Consider the following 18,961-nt stretch of genomic DNA (forward strand, 5'->3'; position numbering starts at 1 on the left):
TGTCCCCATGCCAGTCACGCTCGCGGCCGACGTGGAGGTCCGCGCCGACATCGCGCTCGTCACCGCCACCGTCGAGAGCCCGACCCCGGTCGCACGGCGCGTCGAGGTGGCGAACCGGCTGGACGGCCCGGTGCTCCCGCCGCGTCGCGACGGCGTTCCCGAGGCCGGCTGGGACCGGGACGGCCTGACGCTCGTCGTGGACGCGGACGACGCCGTCTCGTTCGGGTACGCCTGTCCGCTCGCGGACGGCGAGGCCGCTGACCCGCCGGCCGAGCTCGCAGCGGTCGGTGACCCCGGCGACGACCGGCCGGGGACGGCTCCGGTCGAGCGCGCACGTCGTGACCTCGGGGGGTTCCGGCCGCCGCGGGACGCCGTTCCGGTCCCCCGTACCGACGGTTCCCGGGACGGCGATGACGGGTCCGAACCGGGGTCGACGGACGACGAACCGGTCCCCGGACCCGACTCCGCCGACGGCGAGGGCGGGAGCCCCGCTACCGCCCGGGCCGGCGTGAACGCTCCCACGGACGACGACGGCGACGCACCGTTCCCGGCGGCCGTGGCCGCGTACCTCGACCGCGCCGAGGGCCGGATCGATCGCGCCGAACGGCTGACCGGCGCGTCGGTCCCCGAGGCGACGGCCGCGCTCGAGAGCCACGACCGGCACCCCGCCGACCTCGCAGCCGCGGTTTCGGCCGACGCGGACTCGCTCGATCTGCTCGCGGAGCGTGCGGCCGGCCTCGCCGCCCGCGCCGGGGAGGCCGACGTCCCCGTCGACGCGCTCGGGAGGCTGGCGTGATCCTCGCGGTGACCGGCGGGAAGGGCGGCGTCGGGAAGTCGACGCTCGCGTACAACCTCGGCGCGGCGCTCGATGCGGTGGTCGTCGACGCCGACCTCGCGATGGCGGACCTCCCGCACGGTCGGGGACCGGACCTCCACGACGTGCTCGCCGGCCGCGCGGACCCCGTCGAGGCGCTTCGACCGGGTCCCGTCGACCTCCTCCCCTGCGGGCGCTCGCTCGCGGGCGCCCGAGCGGCTGACGTCGAAACGCTGGCCGAGGCCGTGCGGTCCGTCGCGCCCGGCAGGGACGTGCTCGTCGACTGCCCCGCCGGGCTCCGGACGGACGCCGGCGTCCCGCTCGCGGCCGCGGACGCCTGCGTCGTGGTCGCCTCGCCGCGCGCGTGGGCGCTCGCGGACGCCGTCCGATCCCGGGAACTGGCGCGGGAACTCGACGCCGGCCTCGTCGCCGTCGCGCTCAACCGCGTCGTCGAGGAGCCCCCGACGGCGTCCGTCGAGCGTGCGCTCGCCGCCCCGACCGTCGCCGTTCCGGCGGACCCGCGACTCGGCCGATCCGTCGCCGAGGAGGAGCCGGTCGGGAATGTGGCGCCGAGCAGCGCGGGCGCCAGGGCGATGGGGGAGCTCGCTTCCGCCGTTCAGTCCTGCAGGTCGGCGTAACTGTTCCGCAGCGTAACCGGGGTGACGTCCGCCACCGCCGCGGCGCCCGCCTGCGTGCAGTCGGCTCCGGCGTCGCGGGCGGCGGCGTACAGGCACGCTGCGGCGACCCCGCCCGGGTTCCTGCCGTTGACGATCCCCCGATCGCGGGCGCGTTCGAGGTACTCCCTCGCGACGCGCTCCACCTCCGGACCCAGATCGAGCTCGGAGGCGAACCGCGGGAGGTACTCGACCGGGTCGATGGGGCCGACGGGGAGCCCGAGGTCGCGGTTGAGCGCGTCGTAGGCCGCGCGGAGCTCGTCCTCGTCGGCCTTGGCCTCGGCGAGTAGCTCCCCGCGCGTCCGGGAGATGCCGGCGACCCGGCAGGCGGCGTACACTGCGGCGGCGGCGAACCCCTCGATGGAGCGGCCGCGGAGGAGGTTCTCCTTCTGGGCCGACTGGAACAGCGAACACGCCTGGTCGCGGATTCGGTCGCCGAGTGACTGGTTGCTCGTCAGCCGCCGGATCTCGGTGAAGCCGTACACCTGGTTCCGCTCGCGTTTGGTCGAGATGCGTGCCCGCGTGTGCTGGCGCCGCATCCGAGCCCACTGCTTGCGTTTTCGTCCCTTCACGCGGCTACGTCCGATCTCGGTGGAGAGGCCGCGGTCGTGCCGCGACCGGGTGAGCGGCGCGCCGGTCCGCCGCGGGTCGGTGTCGTCGTCCGAGAACGTCCGCCACTCGGGGCCCCGGTCCAGTCGGTCGGCGGCGACGACGAGGCCGCAGTCGCCACACACCGTCTCGTCGCCGTCGGCGCGCAGTCGTCCGTCACATTCCGGGCAGGCAGTTCGTGCCGTGCTCATACTCGGAACTTGCGCCCGATTCCTTACTTAAACCAGGGACGAATCGGCGGAATCGGCGTCGGGTTCGCCGGTCGAACGTACCGGTTATCGATACGTTCCGGCACGAGCCGACGATGTATTCCGTCCGATTCGAGGTGAATTTATAACGGATGACGGCGAAGCGACGCGTATGGCGCTGTCGGACATCGCAGCCGGGATCGAGGTGACGACCGAGCAGCGCGACCGCGGCGTCGCGACGGTCGACGACACCGGCGGGGACCTCCGCGACCGGCTCGCGGGTCGGGCGGACGCGCTCCCCTGCACGCCAGCCGCGGCCGCGACGGTGCTCGAGTCCCACACCGGCGGCACGAGCGTCGGCGAGAGCGCCCGCGAGGCCGGCGTCGCGCCGATGACCGCCGCGAAGGCGCTCCACCGCTGTGGGGTCCCCGGCGTCTCGCCGCTCGCGCCGGCCGGCCGTCGGGTGGTCCGCGACTGGCTCGCGGGCGAACTCCCCCGTTCCGACGCGCTCGAACTGACGGGCGGCGACGAGGCGGCGTTCGCGCTCGCCGCATACGTCGAGACGCACGACCCGGTTCCCGAACTGGCCGAAGCCGTCGAGTCGGCCGCCGGTCCGGACGGGAACGCGACCGTCGAGAAGCGCGACGCGCTCGCGGGGACGATGACCGACGCGGCGGACCTCCGCTGACGGACGGTTCGAGCGGCGTCCACGACCGTCGGGCAGCCTCCACGGCCGCCCGGTTCACCGACCGAGTCCGCCGATTCCCTCCCGGATCCTGTCGAGCCCGTTTCCGTCGTCGAACTCCAGGTCGAGTTCCACGTCGAACAGCGATTCGACCGCCGCCGCGGTCGCCGCGGCGAGGTCCCCGTCGCGGGGACACTGCGGCCCCTCCGCGGGGGCGGCGTCCACCGTCGGAACGGTCGCGGCGGCGGCCGGCAGATCCGTTCCCACCGACAGGGTGCGGTCCGGGTCGACGCCGACGTCGCGGAGTCGATCCGCCGTCCGGCGGCGCGCGTCCGCGCCCCGCTCGGAACCGGGAACGACGAGTCCGACGCGGTCGACGGCGTTCACGGCGGCGACGTGCTGGTTCGCGGCGACGGGCGGGACGTCCACGAGGACGCAGTCGAACCCGGCGGCCGCCTCGGCGACGCGGTCCTCGAATGACTCCGCCGCCTCGACCGTCTTCGCGCGGGCGAGGCGTTCGAAGGGGGCCAGCGCGGGCGCGAGCGCGACGCGGCCGGGCGCGTCGGCGGCGGCGAGCCGGTCGGGGGAGTCGACCCCGGCCGTCCGGTCGGGTGCGTCGATCTCGAGGTCGTGGAGTCCGTCCGCGAGCGGCCGCTCCGGGTGGAGACAGAGGTCGGTGAGGTCCGGGTCGACGCGTCCCGGGAGGTACTCCGAGAGCCCCTGGGTCGCGTAGGCGGCGTCGAGGACGGCGACGTCGCGTCCGTCGAGCGCCAGGATCGCCGCACACTCGACCGCCGTTCGCGTGGTGCCGACGCCGCCGGCGACGCCGACGAGCGCGAGCGTTCGGATCATGCCCGTTCTGGTCGCCCCTCCGCCGATAAAATTTCGGGTCGGCTACGACGAAACAGATTCGGCGATGTCGTCGAGCTCCTCGTCGGAGAGCTCCGGCGGGGTGCCCGCGACCCGGTGGATTGGCCCCCCGTCGTCGTCGGCGAAGCGCGGGATGACGTGGACGTGAACGTGGGGGACCTCCTGGCCGGCGTCGGGCCCGTCGTTGACCGCGATGGTGTGGGCGTCGGCGTCGACGGCGTCCTCGACGCGCGGCGCGAGTTCGTGGACCAGGTCGAACACGTGGCGCGACTCCTCCCGGGACATGTCCGCGAGCCTGGTGCGGTGGGCCTTCGGGACGACGAGCGTGTGGCCCGGCGACATCGGGTTCGCGTCGAGGAACGCGACGGCGTCGTCGTTCTCGTCGACGATGCGGCCGGGGATGTCGCCCGCGACGATGGCACAGAAGATGCAGTCCTCGCTCATGGTTGGTACGTGGGCGGTGAGTCGCTTGAATCTACGGGCGATTCTGACTGTTCGTGACCGTTGGGTGTTCGGTGATCGTTTCGAGTATCGGAGCGACGACCGCGGAAGCCCCCGCGGTTCTCGGCTCGGTGCGGCCGCTGCGCTCCTCGTCGCTCACTGCGTTCGCTCCTGCGGTGCTTGTCGGTCCGCGCCTTCCCCGAGAACCGCGGCCCCTTCCAGTCCCGCCCGTCGGCTGGACGGTCCGTCGTCACTCCCGGGGGTTCGGACACGTCGCGGAGGGAATCCGGCCGTGCGGGTCCAGTCGGCCGGTTGGGTCGTCGCGGTGGAAGGGAGAGGTCCGGGAACCGACGTCAGGGCAGATTCGCGGCGATGCGCTCGCGGTACTCCGCCTCGTTCAGGCCGAGCCGCGAGAGCCACACCTCCTGGTAACTCGGGTGGAGAATCGGGAGGAGCGTGACGCCCAGCGTCGGGCACTCTCGAGGGTCACACACCGAGTCGAGGAAGCCGTCGAGCGTCTCGCCCTCGAACGCGAGCAGCGTCTCCGTGGCGTGTCTCCCGGTGGCGACGACGACGTCCGGGTCGACGACCTCGAGTTCCGACTCGAGGTGGCCGCGGCAGTTCGACAGTTCCTCGTCGGTCGGTTCGCGGTTGCCTCCGTCCTCGCCCTCGGGGAAGCACTTCACCGCGTTCGTGTAGAACGCCCGGTCCGCGTAGCCGAGGTCCGCGAGCAGGCGGCGGATCCGGCGCCCGGAGTGGCGCGACGTGTACGCACAGCCCGTGTGGTTGCCGCCCTTCCACGTCCCCGCGTCCGGGTCGCCCGCGCCCGGCGCCTCGCCCACGACGACCACGTCCGCGTCGCGGGGGCCGTTCCCCCAGGAGATGCGGGTGCGCGACTCGACGAGCGCGGGACACCGCCGACAGTCGGCGTCGAGCACCAGGCGGTCCTCCGGGTCGGGGTGGTCCGGTCGCTCCGCGGGGGTCGCCCGGTCCGCCCGGTCCCGCCGCTCCGGGTCGGCCATCGTCACTCCGTCAGCGGGAGGACGACGCCGAAGACGAACACCGAGAGCACGGCGCCGAGGATGCTCAGGTACTCGAGGTCGGTGAGCAGCATGGCTTCCCAGCCCGGGAGCGCGATCCCCGCGGCGGCCGCGCCGAACTGCGCGAGGAGCGCGAGCACGAACGTCGCGGCACAGACCGCGACGCCGCCCTTCGTGAGACGTGCGTAGTCGAGGTCGCCGTATCGACCCATGGTCCGCGGTGGCCCGCACGCGACTGTGTGCTTTTCGGTCCGGTCGTCGCCGGTCCCGACCGAAAGGCCCGGAAGCGTCCGCGGGAACCCCAGACCACGCGTGACCACCTCCTCGACGCGTTCTGGAGCGGAGCCGAGTGGCTCGTCACGGCGGCCGCGACGGTCGGACTGGCGGGGCTCGGCGTCCACTTCGAGCGCGCCGGCGAACTCGCGCTCGCCGCCGGGCAGGTCGAGTACGCCGCCGTCGACTTCGTTCTCGCGGCGCTCGCGCTCGTCTGGGGGCTCTACCTGTGCGGCTACGCGGCGCTCCTGCCGAAGACGCGGGCGTACCTCGCAGACCGGGCCTGACGGGTCCGACCGGCCGTCGACTCGACCCCCCTGCGCCTACAGCGCGTCCGCCACGACCGGCGCGACCGACACCGCGCTCGCCTCGCGCTCGACCGTGTCGGTTCCGAACACGCGCTCGACGCCCGCGGCCGCGAGCTTCGTCCGGGCGTTCCCGACCAGCATCGGGTGGACGCAGGCGGTGAACACGCGCTCCGGGCCGCGCTCGCGGAGCGCCGCCACGGCCTCGCTCATCGTCGACCCGGTGGCGATGATGTCGTCGACGACCACCACGTCCCGGCCCGCGGCGTCGGCGCCGCTCGGCCGCACGGTCACCTCGCCGGTCCCGTGGTCGCGCTCCTTCTCGAAGTGGTCGACCGTCCCCCGGCCGTAGGCGTCGCGGGTCGTCCCGGCGACGCCCTCGGCGCTCGCGTCCGGCCCGAGGAACAGGGGGTCGACGAGGTCGTCCGGCAGGGGGTCGGCCAGCAGCCGCGCGGCGTCGACCACGACCGTCCCGACCTCGAAGAAGTCGGCCACGCCGGCCTCGTGGGGGTTGACGAGCACGACCCGGTCGGCCCCGGTCGAGACGGCGCGGGCGACCGCGCGCGCGGACACCGGCTCGCCGGGCTCGAACGCCCGGTCCTGCCGCGCGTAGCCCATGTACGGCAGCACCGTCGTCACGGTCCCGGCGCCCGCCTCCCGGACCGCGTCCTGGAGCTGGAGCAGCTCCACCAGCGCGTCGTTCGAGACGGTCGCGGCGACGACGACGGCCCCCTCGCCCGCGAAGTCGGGCACCGAGGCGCACTCCTCGCCGTCGGGGAAGACGCGGTACTCCGGCGTCGCGAGCGGCCGGCCCGTCTCGGCGGCGAGCGCGGCCGCGAGCGACTGCGAGGCGGACCCGGGTACGAACATACGCGGGAGTAACCGCCCCGAGGTACAAACCGGTTCCTACTCGGCACCGCACGGCGCCGGGCTCCCGCCTCACTCCGCGCCGGGGAGGACGACCGCCGAGGCGTCCGGCACGCCGAGGTGGCGCCCCCGCCAGTCGCCGTCGCGGTTCACCCGCAACTCCCCGTCGCCGGCGACAGCCACCGCCAGCTCGGCGTCGACCGCGACGTCCACGACGCCGGCCACCGCGTGCTCGGTCCACTCGACGCCCTCGTCGGTCCGCTCGTACACCGCCCCGCCGGTCGCCGCGACCGCCCGTTCGCCGGCCGGGTCGGTCGCCACGGCGCGGAACCCGCCGGACAGGTCCCGCATCCAGCCGTTCCCGAGGGTGTAGAGCCCGTCCCCGGTCACGGCCAGCGGGACGCCGCCGGCGGCCACGTCGCAGGCGTCGTCGAGCCCGACGTGCTCGAGGTCGCCCCCGCGAACGCGGTGGACGCCGTCCGCGGCCGCGACGAGCGGGCCGGACAGCCGTCGCGGCCCGTCGACCCGGCCGAGTTCCTCCCAGCCGGCCTCGTCCCCGCCCGGCGAGCCGTCCGCGTCGCCGCGAAGCCGCGAGACGGTCCCGTCGGGTGCGGCCGCGAGGGTCGCGTCGCCGTCGACGCCGACGGCGACCGCGGGGCCGTGACCGGTCGGCTCGAACGTCCCGACGAGGACGTCCTCGTCGGTCGCGACCGCGAGCGCCCCGCCGTCGTTCGCGAGGTCGTGGGCGGTACAGCGGTGCTCGATGCCGAACTCGCCCACGATGTCCCCGGAGACGCTGGCGGCGACGACGCCGATGGGGGAGGCGACGAGCGCCGTCGTCGTCCCGGTCTTCGCGTCGTAGACGCGCTTCTCGTCGATGGTGGGCATGCTTCCTGCCGGACGCTACCGCGTGGCGGCCGATAAACGGTCCGGGTCCGGTCCCGCCGGTCCGGCATCGGCCCGGAACTCGCTCCGATCGCCGCGGAGGCTCCCGCGGTCGCCACCTCGGGGGTTCCGATCGGGCGTCGCCGCCGGCGAACGGGCCCGCCTTGTACTGGCAGGCAGTCACCTCTTGCTCGGCGTCCCCCGACTGGCGACCGTGCGAAAGACAGCCGACGACCTCCCGATCGGGAAGTTCGACACGATGACGCGCCTGAACCTCGTCTCCATCCTGATCCAGGCCGGGAACGCGCTCCGGAAGGGGAACCGGAGACAGGCGGCGCTGCTGTTCGGCGCCGCGACCATCGCCCCGCGATACAGGCTGGCCTCCTACGTCGTGCAGGGCGGGATCACCCTCAACAACCTCCGGAAGCGGCTTCGCTGACGCCGCCGAACGGGCGAGGTCGAACCGACGCGGGATCGAAGGAGCCGGGGCCGGAAACGACGTCCCTACTCGTACTCGTCGGAGATCTCCCTGGAGCGGCGGTACCGCTCCCGGAGCCGGTAGCCGACGATCCCGCCGTCCGCGCCGAGCTGGATGGCGTACCGACCGAGGAGGTCCTCGGTGTCCGGGATCGCCGACCGCTCCAGCGCCTCGACGACGACGAGCCACTCCTCGCCGTCCTCGCCGTCCCGCCGCTCGATCTCGATGATGCGGTCGAGCGGCGCGCCGACGACCTCGCCGGTCACCGACTCGATGCGCGCCCGGACGTCCATCACGCCCGAGAGGTCCCCGTCCCGGCCGGCGCTCGCGTCCGAATCGCCCGACTGCTCGTCGGTCGCCCCCTCGCTCTCCTCGCTCTCGTCTGCCGCCCCCTCCTCAGCTTCCGCCGCCTCCTCGTCGGTCCCCCCACCGGCGTCGCCCTCGTCGGTCTCTTCGTCCGCGTCGGCCTCGGCGGTCGGCTGGCCGCCGTCCGCGGACGTCTCGTCGACGGTTTCGTCCTCCGGGCCGTGTTGGTAACAGTAGCCGTCCTCGCCCGCCGGACGGGTGCATCGCTCGCCGTCCGCCGTGAGGGCACGACACTGTCGGGTGTCCTGTTTGGTCGCCATCGTTCGTGTCTCTCCGATCAGTCGCTGGCTACTCGTTCAAACCGGAAGCCACGCCGTCAGGCCTCCGGTGCGGTGACTTCGAGCTCCTGGAGGTCCTCCAGGTCGCCGGAGGCCTCCGCTTGTTCGAGTCTCGCCATTTCCGTCGCGTACTGGAGGAAGGTGTCGACCGACGCGACGACGACGCGTGCCTCGACCGTCAGTATCTCGATGCCGACCACCGAGACGCGGGCCCAGATGTCGATCACGATCCCCTTGTCGAGCACCCGATCGAGCACGTCGGCGAGGCTTGAGGTGTCCGGTCCAGTTTCTACCATGGGGCTGTCGGTAGTTCGGTCGCCTCCCGTTTAGGATTTGTTGCCGGCCATGGCAAGCAGCGCCGTCCGACGGCGCCGCCCGACGGCGTTCGGCGACCGGGAACGACGACGGGAGCCGGCGGGAGACGGGCGCACGGGGGAGCGGTCCGCGCGGGGAACCCGGACGTCGGTCACGGGTCCCGCTCGCGAACGGAGAGCCACCAGCGGAGGTCGTCGAGCCGCAACTTCAGCCGCGTCGGGAGCTCCCAGACCGCGGGGTCGTCGGGGAAGAGCTGGCGGTCGAGGTCGTACTTCTCGTAGACCGTGGTGCGGTCGGGCCAGGACGGCTCGACCGACTGGACAAGCGGGAGCTTCCGCCTCGCGAACCGTTCGGCCTGGCTGAGGATGTTCGACCGGCGCGGATGGCTGGGCGGTCGATGGCGGAAGATGGCGTCGTCGAGGTCGGCGAGCGCCTCGTGGACCGTCTCGGGGTGGCGGTGGGTCGGCGGCGTTCGGCGGTGCCACTCGAGGAGCTCGGTGTCGGCGGCGACGAACGCCTCGACGTAGTTGTCCGCGAGGTGGTGCCGGAACGAGAGCGTGGGCTGGTTGCGCACCATGAGGAGGTCCATCGCGTTGTGGACCGAGTCGGCACGGCGCTTGCTGGCCTCGAACTCGGCCCCGAGGGAGTCGGCGAGAAACGCGCCGGGGTCGCCGGGCGCGTCGTCGAGGTCGAGCCCGTGCTCGCGGAGCAGGTCGCCCGCGCAGTCGACGAGCCTGGCGCTCCCGTCGGGCAGGTAGCCGAGCGTGTCGAGCAGCGACGCCACCGGGTCGACGTCGGGGTCGACCGCCTGGAACGGCACCTTCGTCCCGAACAGATCGGCGCCGTCCCGCTCGAGGAAGTACCCCTTCAGTAACGTGTCGTACAGCAGTCCGTGGTAGATCGTCTCCGCGTCGATGGCGTCGTCGTAGCCGGCGTGGTGGATGTGTAGCGACTCGCGCAACCCCTGCGAGTACAGGACCTTCCGGTCGTCGAGGTACCGCTCGTCGGGCGCCAGCACCTCGTGGGCGAGGCCGTACTGGGTCGCGAGCCGCTGGGCGACCGCCGCCTCCTGGGAGTCCGCCCAGCCGACCGTGTAGCTGTGGGAGATGTCCGGCACGCCTGCCAGTAACGAACGGGAGTCCTGGCCGGCCGAGAGCAGGATTCCCTTTCGGTCGGGGAACGAGCGCCGGCGCTGGATGGCTCGCCAGAGCCGCTCGGATAGCTCGCTCACGTAGTCGAACTCCCGGGGATCGTAGACGAACCGCCGGAACTCACCCACGTCGTCCGCGGCGAGGTAGCCGTCGAACGGGATCCGTCGAACCGGCTCGAACAGCGTCTTCTCCCCGAGCACCGTCCCCAGGTGGAGGAACTCGAACGGCGCCCGGCCGTCGATCGGGAGGGCGGCGGGGACGCCTACGACCGTCGAGAGGTCGGTCCCGAAGGCCCGAACGCCGCCGGCGTCGACGTAGAAACACTCCCACGAGCGGACGGCGTCGGTCGCCACGAACGCCCGACCGTCGTACTCGAGGACCGCGACGTACGAGCCGTTGGCGACCGAGAGGCCGTCGCGCCCCGCCTCGACGTACGCCTCGTAGAGCTCCGCCGCCGGCCCGCCGTCGCCCGTGGCGTGGGCCTCCCCCCAGATGACGCAGAAGCCGTCCTCGTCCCGGTGGACGTCGGTCCGTCCGGGGTGGCCGATGTGGCCGTCGCGCACGCCGACGGTCACCGTCTCGCCGGCGACGACGATGTCGAACTCCGCCTCGTCGCGGAGGCTACGGAAGGCGTCGACGTCGCCGAACACACCGAACAGCTCCTTGGCCATGTGGACGCCGCCGGGCGTCGGCGGCCCGGTGGACGTCGCGGCCTCCGCTTCGTATCTCATTGCCGTTCTCTCACGGCGTTCTCGCCGGTCAGTCGGGCGATCCGTTCGGTCACCGGCATCTCGAGGAACGTGATCAGCGAGTAGAGGTGCGGGGCGTTGCTCTCCCCGTCGAGGTGCGCCCGGTAGCACTCGAGGGCGCCCTCGCGGTCGAGGAACGGCAGCGCGTCGAGCACGTCCTCGCGCTCCTCCAGCGTCTCGGGAACGAACGAGCGCGCGCGGACGAGCTCCCCCCGCTTGGGCCAAGGGCCGTGGCCGAGGTGCGGTTTCGGTGGCGACTCGTCGACGAGGTGTTTCCGGCGGAAGCCGTTGATGTTCTTCCCGAGGAAGTCGACGAGGAACGAGTGGTGGAGCGACATGCCGGTGCCGGCGTGAGGGATCTCGGCGAGCTCCGCGTCGAACTCCGCAACCGCTTGCTTGACAAGGTTCCGACGCAGCTGATAGCGAATCGGCACCTGCTGCTGGAGGTCGAGCAGCCGGTTGTCGATGAACGGCGACCGGTAGGGGGCCAGCTGAATCAGGCTCCGCGAGAAGGCGGCAGCGCTCTTCGAGCTCATCGGGAAGAAGTAACCGTACATGAGGAGATCCCGGAGCGACCCGTAGTGGACGCCGTGGCTGACGATGCCGTCCTCGACCCGCCGGATGTTCTCCGACAGCACGTCCGTAACCGAGCGTGACGTCCGGAGGTACGGTACCGGCTCGTCGGCCTCCTCGGTTTGGGCGGCGACGTAGTCGTCGACGGAGCCGATGGGCTTGTTGATCGGGAACGAGACGTTTCCGATCGTCCCGAGCGACACGCTCAACGTCGGGAGATGGTGAGCCGAGAACAGTATATCGGCGTTCAGCCCGGAGGCCAGCACGTCGACGTCGTCCGTGATCTCGTCCTCGAACTCCTGGAAGACCGCCTGGTCGAACCAACTGCTGAAGTTCAACAGCGGTGCGTTTCGCTCCAGCGCCCGCTGCTCGTACCCCTCGTCGCGCTTGAGGAGGTGAAACTCGTCGCCGCGTGCCTCGGCCGCTCGGCGCGCGGTGCGGGCCTCGCGGCTCATCCAGCCCGCGGTGTGGAACGCGGTGACGGGCTGGTCGATCGCAGCCTGCACCAGCCGCGAGTCACTCCCTCCCGACAGCAGGAGGCCGTAGTCGAGGTCGTCGTCCGTCCACTCCGAGAGCACCCGGTCGATCGTCTCGGTGAACTCCTCGAGGAGCTCCGAGAACGGCCGGTCCACGGGCTGGTACGAGGGCCGCCAGTAGCGGTCGACCGTCGGCGAGACGTCCTCGAGGTCGACGGTCGTCACGGCGCCCGGCTGGAACTCCTCGACGCCCTCGAGCGGCGTCTTCACGCCGGGGACGCGTCGAAGCGTCAGGTACTCCTGGAGGTAGTCGAGGTCGAACCGCTCCGTGACCGCGGGGTGGTGGACCAGCGCCTGTGCGTTCGAGGCGAACACCAGGCTTCCGTCGCGACCCCGGGCGTGGTAGATCGGCCTGGTCGCCAGCCGGTCGGTCACGAACGAGACGGTCCCCGCGGCCCGGTCGTGGATCACGAGCGCGAAGTCTCCGTTGAGCTCCGACACGAACGACGGCCCGTACTCGTCGTACCGGTCGGCACAGTAGGCGGCGCTCCCGTCCGGTGGGCCCCGCCGGGGCGCGTAGTCGTCACCGCTGCCGTGACCGTAGACGTCGCCCCACACCCACAGCACGACGTCCCCGTCGCCGGCCGTCGCGGGCTGGTCGCCGGCGAGCAACTCGTGGAACGACGCCGCCAGCGCGACGTCGCCGTCCTCGTATCGGCTCGCCCGCTCGTCGTCGCGCCAGCCGATCCACTCGACCATCGGGTCGACGTCGTACTCCCCTCCGACCTGGCCACAGATGCCTACCATCGAGGAGTCCTCATGCGTCCCGTCGACGACCCTCCCGGTTCCGCCGTCGGCACTTCACGTGGTTCTCTCCTCCCCACATGCATACCATATCACACCGCCTCGCGTCCTTGTATGTGATGGCCTGGTATCAGAAGGACATCAGATGATTCGCTGTGGTCGCGTCGAACGTCGTCCCCGGGGCCCAACCACTTTACTGTCTTCCCGCCCTATGCGTCGAGGAAGACAAGTTCGACACGTGGTCGACACGATCGTGTCGACCAGCGACAACGAACGGAACGAGGACTCCCGGCCGGCGATCGGCGACGACCGAGGCCCGTCACCGCGGCGCCGTCGACGAACGGCGGAACCCCACGCCGATGCAGGCCCGTGCACGTCCTCCCCGCATGACACCATGTCGAGTTCCCAACTGTACCTGTACGGCGTCACGGAATCGACCGACATCCGGTTCGAGACCGACGCGGTCGGCGGTGCGACCGAGGTCAGGACCGTCACCCACGGTCCGCTCTCGGGCATCGTCTCCGACATCGACACGACCGAGCCCGAACGCACCGACGATGACGTCGAGGCTCACGACGAGGTGCTCCGGGAGGTGCTCACGGCCGAGGAGGACCGGACCGTCGTCCCGATGCGGTACGGGATGGCGTTCAAGAGCACGCGAACCCTCAAGAACCTCCTCCGGCAGGCCCGCCCGGTTCTCACGCGCTCGCTGCGCGACGTCGAGGGAACCGTCGAACTCGGCGTGAAGGTCGTCGAACGCGAGGACGCGGACGTCGACCCGGAGGCGCTGGAGGCGGCGGCCGAACGCTTCGACGAGGTCAGCCGGAAGCGCCACGACGGCGACCTGTTCAGCGACAGGCTCCTCCTGAACCGGTCGTACCTCGTCGAGCGGGAGGACACCGACGCGTTCGACGACGCGGTCGAGTCGCTCCGCGAGGAGTACGGCGAGGACGTGATCGTCCAGTACAGCGGCCCGTGGGCGCCGTACAACTTCGTCGACATCGAGATCGGGGTGGACCGATGACGTTCCTCCTCGACGACCTCCTGTTGGGGCCGTTCGTGACGATACTCGACGTGCTACACGCGGTGGCCATCGAGGAACTGTACGACGTGGAGGGGATCCGGGACGACCTGAAGGAGAACCAGTTGCTGTACGAACTCGGCGAGCGCCCGCAGGCGGAGTACGAGCGGCGCAAGGCCGAACTGGAGGCGGAACTCGACGCGGCCGAGGCGGCCCGCGAACAGCTGCGGAACAAGCAGGTGGAGGTGCAGGGATGACCGACGACGCCGACCGCGACGGGGACGACCGAAACGGTCGGGACGTCGACCGCGGCGAGGACGCCGGCAGCCGTGACGAGGACGTCGAGCGGGAGGAGGACCACGTCGAGCGGGAGGGTGAGGACGACGTCGGTCGGGAAGCGGACGACGGCGACCGAGACGACGTCGAGCGCGCCGACGACCCCTCCGGGGACGAACCGGTCGACGACGGGCCGCGTCGGGAGGGCGTCGACCGAAGGCCCGACCGGGAACGGTCGCTCCCCGAACGCCTGCACGAACTGGCCGAGGACCTCCTCGACGCCGGATCGATCGGCGGCGAGGGTCGAGCGGGACGGATCAGCTACGGCTACACGGCCCGGACCGGTCCCGGCGGCCCGCCGTCGGCGAGGCGTCGCCGCGGGGCTCGCCGGACGTCCCCCCGGGCCGACCGTCCCGACGTCCACTCGACCGTCGAGCGGGACGGCGACGACCTCCGCGTCGTCGCGGACCTGCCGGGCGTCGACGTCGAGGAACTCACCGTCGGCGTGGACCAGGAACGGGACGAACTCGTGGTCGCCGTCGCCGACCGAGTGCTCACCCGCGTCCCCCTCGAGGGCGCGGACACCTTCGTGAACGCCTCGCTCAACAACGACGTACTCACCGTACGCCTCACCAGACAATGACCGACACAGCCAAGCGACCGACGGACGACGACCTCGCGGATCGCCTCGGCAGCCTCGACGATCTCGCCCGAGAGGGGCTGTTTCGACTCCACGACCACCTCGACGAGGTCGACGACTTCCTCTCGTGGCTCCGCGAGGAGATCCCGTCCGACGGGGACGGGATCGTCGCGGAGATCCACGACCTCGTCGAGGCCGTCGACGAGTTCGAGGACATCGTCGCCGAACTGGACCCGGAGGCGCTCGCCGAGGCGATCGACCTCGACGAGATCGACGCCGAGGACGTTCGGGCCGTCATGGACTCCGAGGAGGACCTGGACCTCCGGGACTTGCTCGCTGTCCTCGACCTCGAGGGGCTCTGGCACGCGACCGACGTCCGCGACCTCTGGACCGAGATACGGAAGTTCCAGGAGGAGGCCGACGACGTCGACTTCGGGGGCGACGACGGGGAGGCCGACGGGGACGGCGAGGGGGACGGTCTCGACGTTCCCGGCGTCGACACGGACGACGTCGGCATGGACGACGTCCCCACGGACCTGGCGGACGACCTCTCGGAGAAGCGCATCCAGTCGACGGTGATGGACGGCGTCGAGGAGTTCCGCTCGTCGGTGCTGGCCGCCCGCGCGGAACTGAAGGAGGTGGTCGAGGAGAACCGGGAGCGGGCGGAGGACCGGAGCCGGGAGGTCCACTCGCGCAACCCGACCGCGGTGTCGACGCTCCCGCGGTCGCGCTCGACGACGCGGTTCGTCGGCCGGTTCTCGACGGTTCCCCGGGAGACCAGGTACTCCTCGGCGGAGAACAAGCGCCGGCTCTACGGCCGGCGGCTCGAGAGGGAGACCGAGGAGGTGGCGGAGGATGCCTGACGCGCGACCGACGCGGACCCAGAGCGACCTCGCGGACGTGCTCGAACTCCTCCTCGACAAGGGGGTCGTCGTCAACGCCGACGTGGTGGTCTCGATCGGCGACACGGAGCTGCTGTCGGTCGAACTGCGCGCGGCCATCGCCTCCTTCGACACGGCCGCGAAGTACGGGCTCCAGTTCCCCGCCGGCACCGACACCGACCGGCTCGCGGCCGCCGCCGGCGTCCCGGAGATCCGACACACTGCGGACGACCAGACGACGCTCGGCGACCTCGACGACCTGGAGGCGGCCGGCGAACTCGAGGGGGAGTCCGAATCGAGGGAGGAGGAGGCGGAGTCCGCCGAGACGGACGACGAAAACGCGACCGCCGACGAACCGGAGGAGGTGGCCGAGGCGGATGACCAGGATTGAACTCGACGGCGAGGAAGGGAACGCGGGCGACGGGCTGACGGCGCTCGTCGTCGCGGTCGTCGAGGTCCTCGTGGAGGCGCTCCAGCGCGAGGCGGTCCGCCGGATGGAGGGCGGCCGGCTCACGGACGAGGAGATCGAGCGGCTGGGCGCCCAGCTCGCGGCGATCGAGGAGGAACTGGACGACCTGAAGGAGACGCAGGGGATCGAGGAGGAGGTCGGACGGCTCCGCGGCGACCTCGACTCGCTCGTCGGCGACGCGGTCCGGTCGCTGGCCGACGAGCCGACCGGCGACGGGTCGCCCGAGGAGCGCCCCGCGACCGACGGGGGACCGGAGGCCGATGACTGACGCGGACCCGGCGGAGGGTCGCTACCTCTACTGCGTCGTGGACGCGGATCGCGGCGACCCGGACTCGTTCGCGGCCGACGGCATCGACGACGGCGAGCCGTACGTGGTCGCGTCCGACGGGGTCGGCGCCGTCGTCCAGCGGCGCGCCGAGCCGTTCGACAGCGACGACCTCTCGGAGGTGAAACGGTGGCTCGTCTCCCACCAGCTGGTCGTCGACGCCGCCGGCGAGACGTTCGGCACGCCGCTCCCGTTCCGGTTCGACACCATCCTCCGGGGCGACGACGACGCCGTCCGGGAGTGGCTCGCGGCCGAGCGGGGGACGCTCCGCGAGCACCTCGACGCGTTCGCCGGGAAGTGGGAGTACCGGGTGACCCTCTCGACGGAGGGGGAGTTCTCGCCGGAGGGCGACGAGCGGCTGGCGGACCTCGAGGAACGGATCGCGGACGCGGGCGAGGGAACGGCGTACCTGCTGGAGAAGCAGCGCGAGCAGCGCCGCCGGGAGCTCGAACGCGAGCGCGACGAACTGCTGGCCGCCGACCTCCGGGAGCGGCTCGAACCGCTCGTGGACCGGATCGAACCGATCGACGCCGCGGACCCGTTGCGGGAGGGGAACCCGTCGAACCGCGTCGCCGGCTTCACGCTGCTTGCCGGGCGCGACAGCGAGCCCGACGTCGGCGCGGCGCTGGACGCGGTCGCCGCCGACGGGGACGTCGAGGTGGAGTACACGGGGCCGTGGCCGCCGTACTCGTTCGCGCCCGAACTGGAGGGGGAACCGTGAGGCCGAGGAAGGACGAGGGCGCCCTGACCGACCTGGTCGACGTGCTGCTGGACGAGGGCGTGGTGCTGCAGGCCGACGTCGTCGTCTCCGTCGCCGAGGTTCCCCTCGTCGGCGTGAACCTCCGGGCGGCCGTCGCCGGGATGTCGACCATGACCGAGTACGGCTTCTTCGAGGAGTGGGACCGCCGGCACCGCGAGCGGTCGGACTCCGGCGGGCTGGAGTCCACCGGTGACGGTCCGGTGGCCGTCGACGCCGGGCCGGCGGACTCCGGGTCGGCCGCCGCCGAACCGTCCGACGCCGTGCGCTCGGAGCCGGCGGGCTCCCGCCGTTCGGAGCTGCGCCCCGCCGGGATTCCGGACTCCCGGCCGAAGGCGCCGGCGGCCGACCCGGGCCGTCACCGCCCGGAGGACCCCGTCGTGCCGGTCGACGAAGGGAACGACGACGACGCGGACGAAGCCGACGTCGAAGACGACGTACGCGACGCCGGAAGCGCGGGCGACCCCCCCGACTCCGAACGCTGACCGCCGGGGGGCGCTATCGAAACCCTTAGTGTCGGACTCCGCCAAGCCCGGCCCATGCAGAAGCTCATCGTCCACGGCGACCCCGGCATCCGGACGGGCGCCGTCATCGACTACGGGGGCGAGGAGATGGTCGTCTTCGCGCTCCAGCGGCAGGGCGAGTGGCACGGTCCGGACGAGCCCCAGCTCTGGTGTACCATCGGCACCGAGGACGAGCGCGAGGCGTTCGAGAAGCGCGAGTACGTCCCCCACTGGCTCGAGGTCGAGAGCATCGACGCCGAGGCGCTCGACGTCGTGAAGGCGAAGGGCGACCTCGCGGTCTGAGCGGTCCGCGAGCGGTTTCCCCCGACGGGCGGCCCGTCCCTTTGTTCGACCACCCGTCGACCCCCGTCGTTCGACTACCCGTCGAGGACGTCCCAGCGGTCGACGATGAGCCCGTCGACGCCGGCCTCGACCAGCTCTCCGGCGGTTTCCGCGCCGTCGACGGTCCACGCGTTGACCGCGAACCCGTCGTCGTGGGCCGTCGAGACGAGGTCGGACCCCGGGACGAGTTCGTGGTCCGGGTGGACGGCCTCGCAGCCGAGTTCGCGGGCGAGCGAGAGCCGCTCCTCGGTCGAATCGGAGAACACGGGCGCGAGCGCGGCGTCCTCGGACTCCGCCCGCAGTTCCCGGAGCGCGTCCGCCGAGAACGACGAGAGGAGGACCTCGTTCTCGACCCCCTCGACGGCCGCGAGCACGTCGGCCGCCATCCCCTCGTGCTTGAGCTCGACGTTGACGCCGGTGTCCGGCGGCACCGCCGCGAGCAGGTCCGAAAGCAGCGGGATCGGCTCCCCCGAGTCGAGGACGGTCAACTCGCGGAGCGTCCCCCAGTCGGTGCTGGAGACGGTCCCCGCGCCGTCGGTCAGCCGGTTCAGTTGGTCGTCGTGGAAGACGACGAGCTCGCCGGAGCCGCATCGCTGGACGTCGACCTCGACCACGTCGACGTGGGGAGCGGACTCCTCGACGGCGAGAACGGTGTTCTCGGGGTACTGGTCGGCACAGCCCCTGTGGCCGATGAGACGGACGTCGGCCGCCGTCGCGTCGGGCTCGCCCGACCGATCCCCCGGCGATCCGGAACAGCCGGCGAGCGCGACCGCGCCGCTCGCGCCGACCGCCGCCAGCAACTCCCGCCGCGTGCGTCCGCCTTCCGCGCTCATACTGGCGTTCCGACACGACGGCCCGTAATCGTTCTACCGGTCGCGGGAGGGCGTCCGATCCGACAGGCGTCCG

At 72.1% G+C, this 18,961-nt stretch carries 26 protein-coding genes and 1 pseudogene; 14 read left to right on the top strand and 13 right to left on the bottom strand.

Annotated features, from left to right (window positions below; genetic code table 11):
- Positions 1–7 precede the first annotated feature (7 nt).
- The gene (locus tag HUG12_RS02550; protein WP_179267267.1) at positions 8–796 is read left to right on the top strand and encodes a DUF7857 domain-containing protein; all 789 of its coding nucleotides are present in this window, start codon (positions 8–10) and stop codon (positions 794–796) included.
- Entirely contained in the window at positions 793–1,452 is a 660-nt protein-coding gene (locus HUG12_RS02555) for a nucleotide-binding protein (protein ID WP_179267268.1), read from the top strand. Before HUG12_RS02550 ends, HUG12_RS02555 begins: the two co-directional genes overlap by 4 nt.
- Here the strand turns inward: HUG12_RS02555 and HUG12_RS02560 are convergent.
- On the bottom strand, positions 1,431–2,288 hold the full coding sequence (locus tag HUG12_RS02560) for a transcription initiation factor IIB (protein WP_179267269.1): 858 nt from the start codon (positions 2,286–2,288) through the stop codon (positions 1,431–1,433). The genes HUG12_RS02555 and HUG12_RS02560 overlap by 22 nt on opposite strands.
- A gap of 169 nt (positions 2,289–2,457) precedes the next feature.
- On the opposite strand from HUG12_RS02560, the gene HUG12_RS02565 reads away from it, so the two are divergent.
- Positions 2,458–2,973: a DUF7858 family protein gene (locus HUG12_RS02565; RefSeq protein WP_179267270.1), complete on the top strand. Its 516-nt coding sequence runs from the start codon at positions 2,458–2,460 to the stop codon at positions 2,971–2,973.
- A gap of 54 nt (positions 2,974–3,027) precedes the next feature.
- Here HUG12_RS02565 and HUG12_RS02570 read toward each other — a convergent pair whose 3' ends face one another.
- The 5 genes from HUG12_RS02570 to HUG12_RS02585 form a co-directional block, all read right to left on the bottom strand.
- Positions 3,028–3,822: a P-loop NTPase family protein gene (locus tag HUG12_RS02570; protein WP_179267271.1), complete on the bottom strand. Its 795-nt coding sequence runs from the start codon at positions 3,820–3,822 to the stop codon at positions 3,028–3,030.
- Between the two features lie 42 nt (positions 3,823–3,864).
- Positions 3,865–4,284 carry an HIT family protein gene (locus HUG12_RS02575; RefSeq protein WP_179267272.1) on the bottom strand — a complete coding sequence of 140 codons (420 nt, stop codon included), beginning with the start codon at positions 4,282–4,284 and terminating at the stop codon, positions 3,865–3,867.
- A gap of 31 nt (positions 4,285–4,315) precedes the next feature.
- The gene (locus HUG12_RS21835) at positions 4,316–4,441 is read right to left on the bottom strand and encodes a hypothetical protein (protein ID WP_281362327.1); all 126 of its coding nucleotides are present in this window, start codon (positions 4,439–4,441) and stop codon (positions 4,316–4,318) included.
- 193 nt (positions 4,442–4,634) lie between these two features.
- Positions 4,635–5,303: a uracil-DNA glycosylase gene (locus HUG12_RS02580; RefSeq protein WP_179267273.1), complete on the bottom strand. Its 669-nt coding sequence runs from the start codon at positions 5,301–5,303 to the stop codon at positions 4,635–4,637.
- Between the two features lie 2 nt (positions 5,304–5,305).
- Positions 5,306–5,533: a DUF7860 family protein gene (locus HUG12_RS02585; RefSeq protein ID WP_179267274.1), complete on the bottom strand. Its 228-nt coding sequence runs from the start codon at positions 5,531–5,533 to the stop codon at positions 5,306–5,308.
- Positions 5,534–5,560: 27 nt separating this feature from the next.
- On the opposite strand from HUG12_RS02585, the gene HUG12_RS02590 reads away from it, so the two are divergent.
- Positions 5,561–5,881: a hypothetical protein gene (locus tag HUG12_RS02590; RefSeq protein ID WP_179267275.1), complete on the top strand. Its 321-nt coding sequence runs from the start codon at positions 5,561–5,563 to the stop codon at positions 5,879–5,881.
- Between the two features lie 36 nt (positions 5,882–5,917).
- Here the strand turns inward: HUG12_RS02590 and prs are convergent, their stop codons facing one another.
- Both prs and HUG12_RS02600 read right to left on the bottom strand, forming a co-directional pair.
- Positions 5,918–6,769 carry a ribose-phosphate diphosphokinase gene (prs, locus tag HUG12_RS02595; protein ID WP_179267276.1) on the bottom strand — a complete coding sequence of 284 codons (852 nt, stop codon included), beginning with the start codon at positions 6,767–6,769 and terminating at the stop codon, positions 5,918–5,920.
- 69 nt (positions 6,770–6,838) lie between these two features.
- Positions 6,839–7,654, bottom strand: coding sequence for an HVO_0234 family beta-propeller protein (locus tag HUG12_RS02600; RefSeq protein WP_179267277.1), 816 nt, complete (start codon positions 7,652–7,654; stop codon positions 6,839–6,841).
- A gap of 211 nt (positions 7,655–7,865) precedes the next feature.
- On the opposite strand from HUG12_RS02600, the gene HUG12_RS02605 reads away from it, so the two are divergent.
- The gene (locus HUG12_RS02605) at positions 7,866–8,090 is read left to right on the top strand and encodes a hypothetical protein (RefSeq protein ID WP_179267278.1); all 225 of its coding nucleotides are present in this window, start codon (positions 7,866–7,868) and stop codon (positions 8,088–8,090) included.
- A gap of 65 nt (positions 8,091–8,155) precedes the next feature.
- Here the strand turns inward: HUG12_RS02605 and gvpO are convergent, their stop codons facing one another.
- From gvpO to HUG12_RS02625, 4 genes are all read right to left on the bottom strand, one after another.
- Complete coding sequence (gene gvpO / locus HUG12_RS02610; RefSeq protein ID WP_179267279.1) at positions 8,156–8,755, bottom strand: gas vesicle protein GvpO, halophile-type; 600 nt, start codon at positions 8,753–8,755, stop codon at positions 8,156–8,158.
- A gap of 56 nt (positions 8,756–8,811) precedes the next feature.
- Positions 8,812–9,069 carry a gas vesicle protein GvpA gene (gene gvpA, locus HUG12_RS02615; RefSeq protein ID WP_179267280.1) on the bottom strand — a complete coding sequence of 86 codons (258 nt, stop codon included), beginning with the start codon at positions 9,067–9,069 and terminating at the stop codon, positions 8,812–8,814.
- A 170-nt stretch (positions 9,070–9,239) separates the two neighbouring features.
- Positions 9,240–10,970, bottom strand: a complete 1,731-nt coding sequence (locus HUG12_RS02620) for an asparagine synthetase B family protein (protein ID WP_179267281.1) — start codon at positions 10,968–10,970, stop codon at positions 9,240–9,242.
- Positions 10,967–12,844: an asparagine synthase-related protein gene (locus HUG12_RS02625; protein WP_179267282.1), complete on the bottom strand. Its 1,878-nt coding sequence runs from the start codon at positions 12,842–12,844 to the stop codon at positions 10,967–10,969. The genes HUG12_RS02620 and HUG12_RS02625 overlap by 4 nt, the downstream gene beginning before the upstream one ends.
- 391 nt (positions 12,845–13,235) lie before the next feature.
- On the opposite strand from HUG12_RS02625, the gene HUG12_RS02630 reads away from it, so the two are divergent.
- The 9 genes and pseudogenes from HUG12_RS02630 (at position 13,236) to HUG12_RS02670 (ending at position 18,016) form a co-directional block, all read left to right on the top strand.
- On the top strand, positions 13,236–13,865 hold the full coding sequence (locus HUG12_RS02630; RefSeq protein ID WP_179267283.1) for a GvpL/GvpF family gas vesicle protein: 630 nt from the start codon (positions 13,236–13,238) through the stop codon (positions 13,863–13,865).
- Positions 13,862–14,119, top strand: a complete 258-nt coding sequence (gvpG, locus tag HUG12_RS02635; RefSeq protein ID WP_179267284.1) for a gas vesicle protein GvpG — start codon at positions 13,862–13,864, stop codon at positions 14,117–14,119. Before HUG12_RS02630 ends, gvpG begins: the two co-directional genes overlap by 4 nt.
- Complete coding sequence (locus HUG12_RS02640; protein ID WP_179267285.1) at positions 14,116–14,781, top strand: alpha-crystallin domain-containing protein; 666 nt, start codon at positions 14,116–14,118, stop codon at positions 14,779–14,781. Before gvpG ends, HUG12_RS02640 begins: the two co-directional genes overlap by 4 nt.
- A complete protein-coding gene (locus tag HUG12_RS02645) occupies positions 14,778–15,641 on the top strand; it encodes a magnesium transporter (RefSeq protein ID WP_179267286.1) in 864 nt (287 codons plus the stop codon). Before HUG12_RS02640 ends, HUG12_RS02645 begins: the two co-directional genes overlap by 4 nt.
- A complete protein-coding gene (gvpJ, locus tag HUG12_RS21955; RefSeq protein WP_179267287.1) occupies positions 15,634–16,050 on the top strand; it encodes a gas vesicle protein GvpJ in 417 nt (138 codons plus the stop codon). The genes HUG12_RS02645 and gvpJ overlap by 8 nt, the downstream gene beginning before the upstream one ends.
- Positions 16,037–16,396 (top strand): gas vesicle protein GvpK, encoded by a 360-nt coding sequence (gene gvpK / locus HUG12_RS02655; protein ID WP_179267288.1) that lies wholly within the window; start codon positions 16,037–16,039, stop codon positions 16,394–16,396. Before gvpJ ends, gvpK begins: the two co-directional genes overlap by 14 nt.
- On the top strand, positions 16,389–17,174 hold the full coding sequence (gene gvpL, locus HUG12_RS02660; RefSeq protein ID WP_179267289.1) for a gas vesicle protein GvpL: 786 nt from the start codon (positions 16,389–16,391) through the stop codon (positions 17,172–17,174). Before gvpK ends, gvpL begins: the two co-directional genes overlap by 8 nt.
- A pseudogene (gvpM, locus tag HUG12_RS21605) lies at positions 17,171–17,375 on the top strand (gas vesicle protein GvpM); the annotation flags it as partial. The gene gvpL and the pseudogene gvpM, both read left to right, overlap by 4 nt.
- Before the next feature lie 374 nt (positions 17,376–17,749).
- A complete protein-coding gene (locus tag HUG12_RS02670) occupies positions 17,750–18,016 on the top strand; it encodes an HAH_0734 family protein (protein ID WP_179267291.1) in 267 nt (88 codons plus the stop codon).
- A 74-nt stretch (positions 18,017–18,090) separates the two neighbouring features.
- On the opposite strand, the gene HUG12_RS02675 is transcribed toward HUG12_RS02670, so the two are convergent.
- Positions 18,091–18,888 (bottom strand): glycerophosphodiester phosphodiesterase, encoded by a 798-nt coding sequence (locus tag HUG12_RS02675; protein WP_179267292.1) that lies wholly within the window; start codon positions 18,886–18,888, stop codon positions 18,091–18,093.
- Positions 18,889–18,961: the final 73 nt, after the last annotated feature.

Origin of the sequence: Halorarum salinum, from assembly GCF_013402875.1 — an archaeon.
GTDB lineage: Archaea > Halobacteriota > Halobacteria > Halobacteriales > Haloferacaceae > Halorarum > Halorarum salinum.

Bases quoted from the DNA above. Each gene is read 5' to 3' on its own strand.
- gvpK (WP_179267288.1), top strand. From the start codon at position 16,037: ATGACCAGGATTGAACTCGACGGCGAGGAAGGGAACGCGGGCGACGGG.
- HUG12_RS02560 (WP_179267269.1), bottom strand. From the start codon at position 2,288: ATGAGCACGGCACGAACTGCCTGCCCGGAATGTGACGGACGACTGCGC.
- HUG12_RS02630 (WP_179267283.1), top strand. From the start codon at position 13,236: ATGTCGAGTTCCCAACTGTACCTGTACGGCGTCACGGAATCGACCGAC.
- HUG12_RS02645 (WP_179267286.1), top strand. From the start codon at position 14,778: ATGACCGACACAGCCAAGCGACCGACGGACGACGACCTCGCGGATCGC.
- HUG12_RS02575 (WP_179267272.1), bottom strand. From the start codon at position 4,284: ATGAGCGAGGACTGCATCTTCTGTGCCATCGTCGCGGGCGACATCCCC.
- HUG12_RS02620 (WP_179267281.1), bottom strand. From the start codon at position 10,970: ATGAGATACGAAGCGGAGGCCGCGACGTCCACCGGGCCGCCGACGCCC.
- gvpG (WP_179267284.1), top strand. From the start codon at position 13,862: ATGACGTTCCTCCTCGACGACCTCCTGTTGGGGCCGTTCGTGACGATA.
- HUG12_RS02580 (WP_179267273.1), bottom strand. From the start codon at position 5,303: ATGGCCGACCCGGAGCGGCGGGACCGGGCGGACCGGGCGACCCCCGCG.
- HUG12_RS02585 (WP_179267274.1), bottom strand. From the start codon at position 5,533: ATGGGTCGATACGGCGACCTCGACTACGCACGTCTCACGAAGGGCGGC.
- HUG12_RS02600 (WP_179267277.1), bottom strand. From the start codon at position 7,654: ATGCCCACCATCGACGAGAAGCGCGTCTACGACGCGAAGACCGGGACG.
- gvpL (WP_179267289.1), top strand. From the start codon at position 16,389: ATGACTGACGCGGACCCGGCGGAGGGTCGCTACCTCTACTGCGTCGTG.
- gvpA (WP_179267280.1), bottom strand. From the start codon at position 9,069: ATGGTAGAAACTGGACCGGACACCTCAAGCCTCGCCGACGTGCTCGAT.
- prs (WP_179267276.1), bottom strand. From the start codon at position 6,769: ATGTTCGTACCCGGGTCCGCCTCGCAGTCGCTCGCGGCCGCGCTCGCC.
- HUG12_RS02565 (WP_179267270.1), top strand. From the start codon at position 2,458: ATGGCGCTGTCGGACATCGCAGCCGGGATCGAGGTGACGACCGAGCAG.
- HUG12_RS02625 (WP_179267282.1), bottom strand. From the start codon at position 12,844: ATGGTAGGCATCTGTGGCCAGGTCGGAGGGGAGTACGACGTCGACCCG.
- gvpO (WP_179267279.1), bottom strand. From the start codon at position 8,755: ATGGCGACCAAACAGGACACCCGACAGTGTCGTGCCCTCACGGCGGAC.
- HUG12_RS02675 (WP_179267292.1), bottom strand. From the start codon at position 18,888: ATGAGCGCGGAAGGCGGACGCACGCGGCGGGAGTTGCTGGCGGCGGTC.
- HUG12_RS02670 (WP_179267291.1), top strand. From the start codon at position 17,750: ATGCAGAAGCTCATCGTCCACGGCGACCCCGGCATCCGGACGGGCGCC.
- HUG12_RS02640 (WP_179267285.1), top strand. From the start codon at position 14,116: ATGACCGACGACGCCGACCGCGACGGGGACGACCGAAACGGTCGGGAC.
- HUG12_RS02570 (WP_179267271.1), bottom strand. From the start codon at position 3,822: ATGATCCGAACGCTCGCGCTCGTCGGCGTCGCCGGCGGCGTCGGCACC.
- HUG12_RS02550 (WP_179267267.1), top strand. From the start codon at position 8: ATGCCAGTCACGCTCGCGGCCGACGTGGAGGTCCGCGCCGACATCGCG.
- gvpJ (WP_179267287.1), top strand. From the start codon at position 15,634: ATGCCTGACGCGCGACCGACGCGGACCCAGAGCGACCTCGCGGACGTG.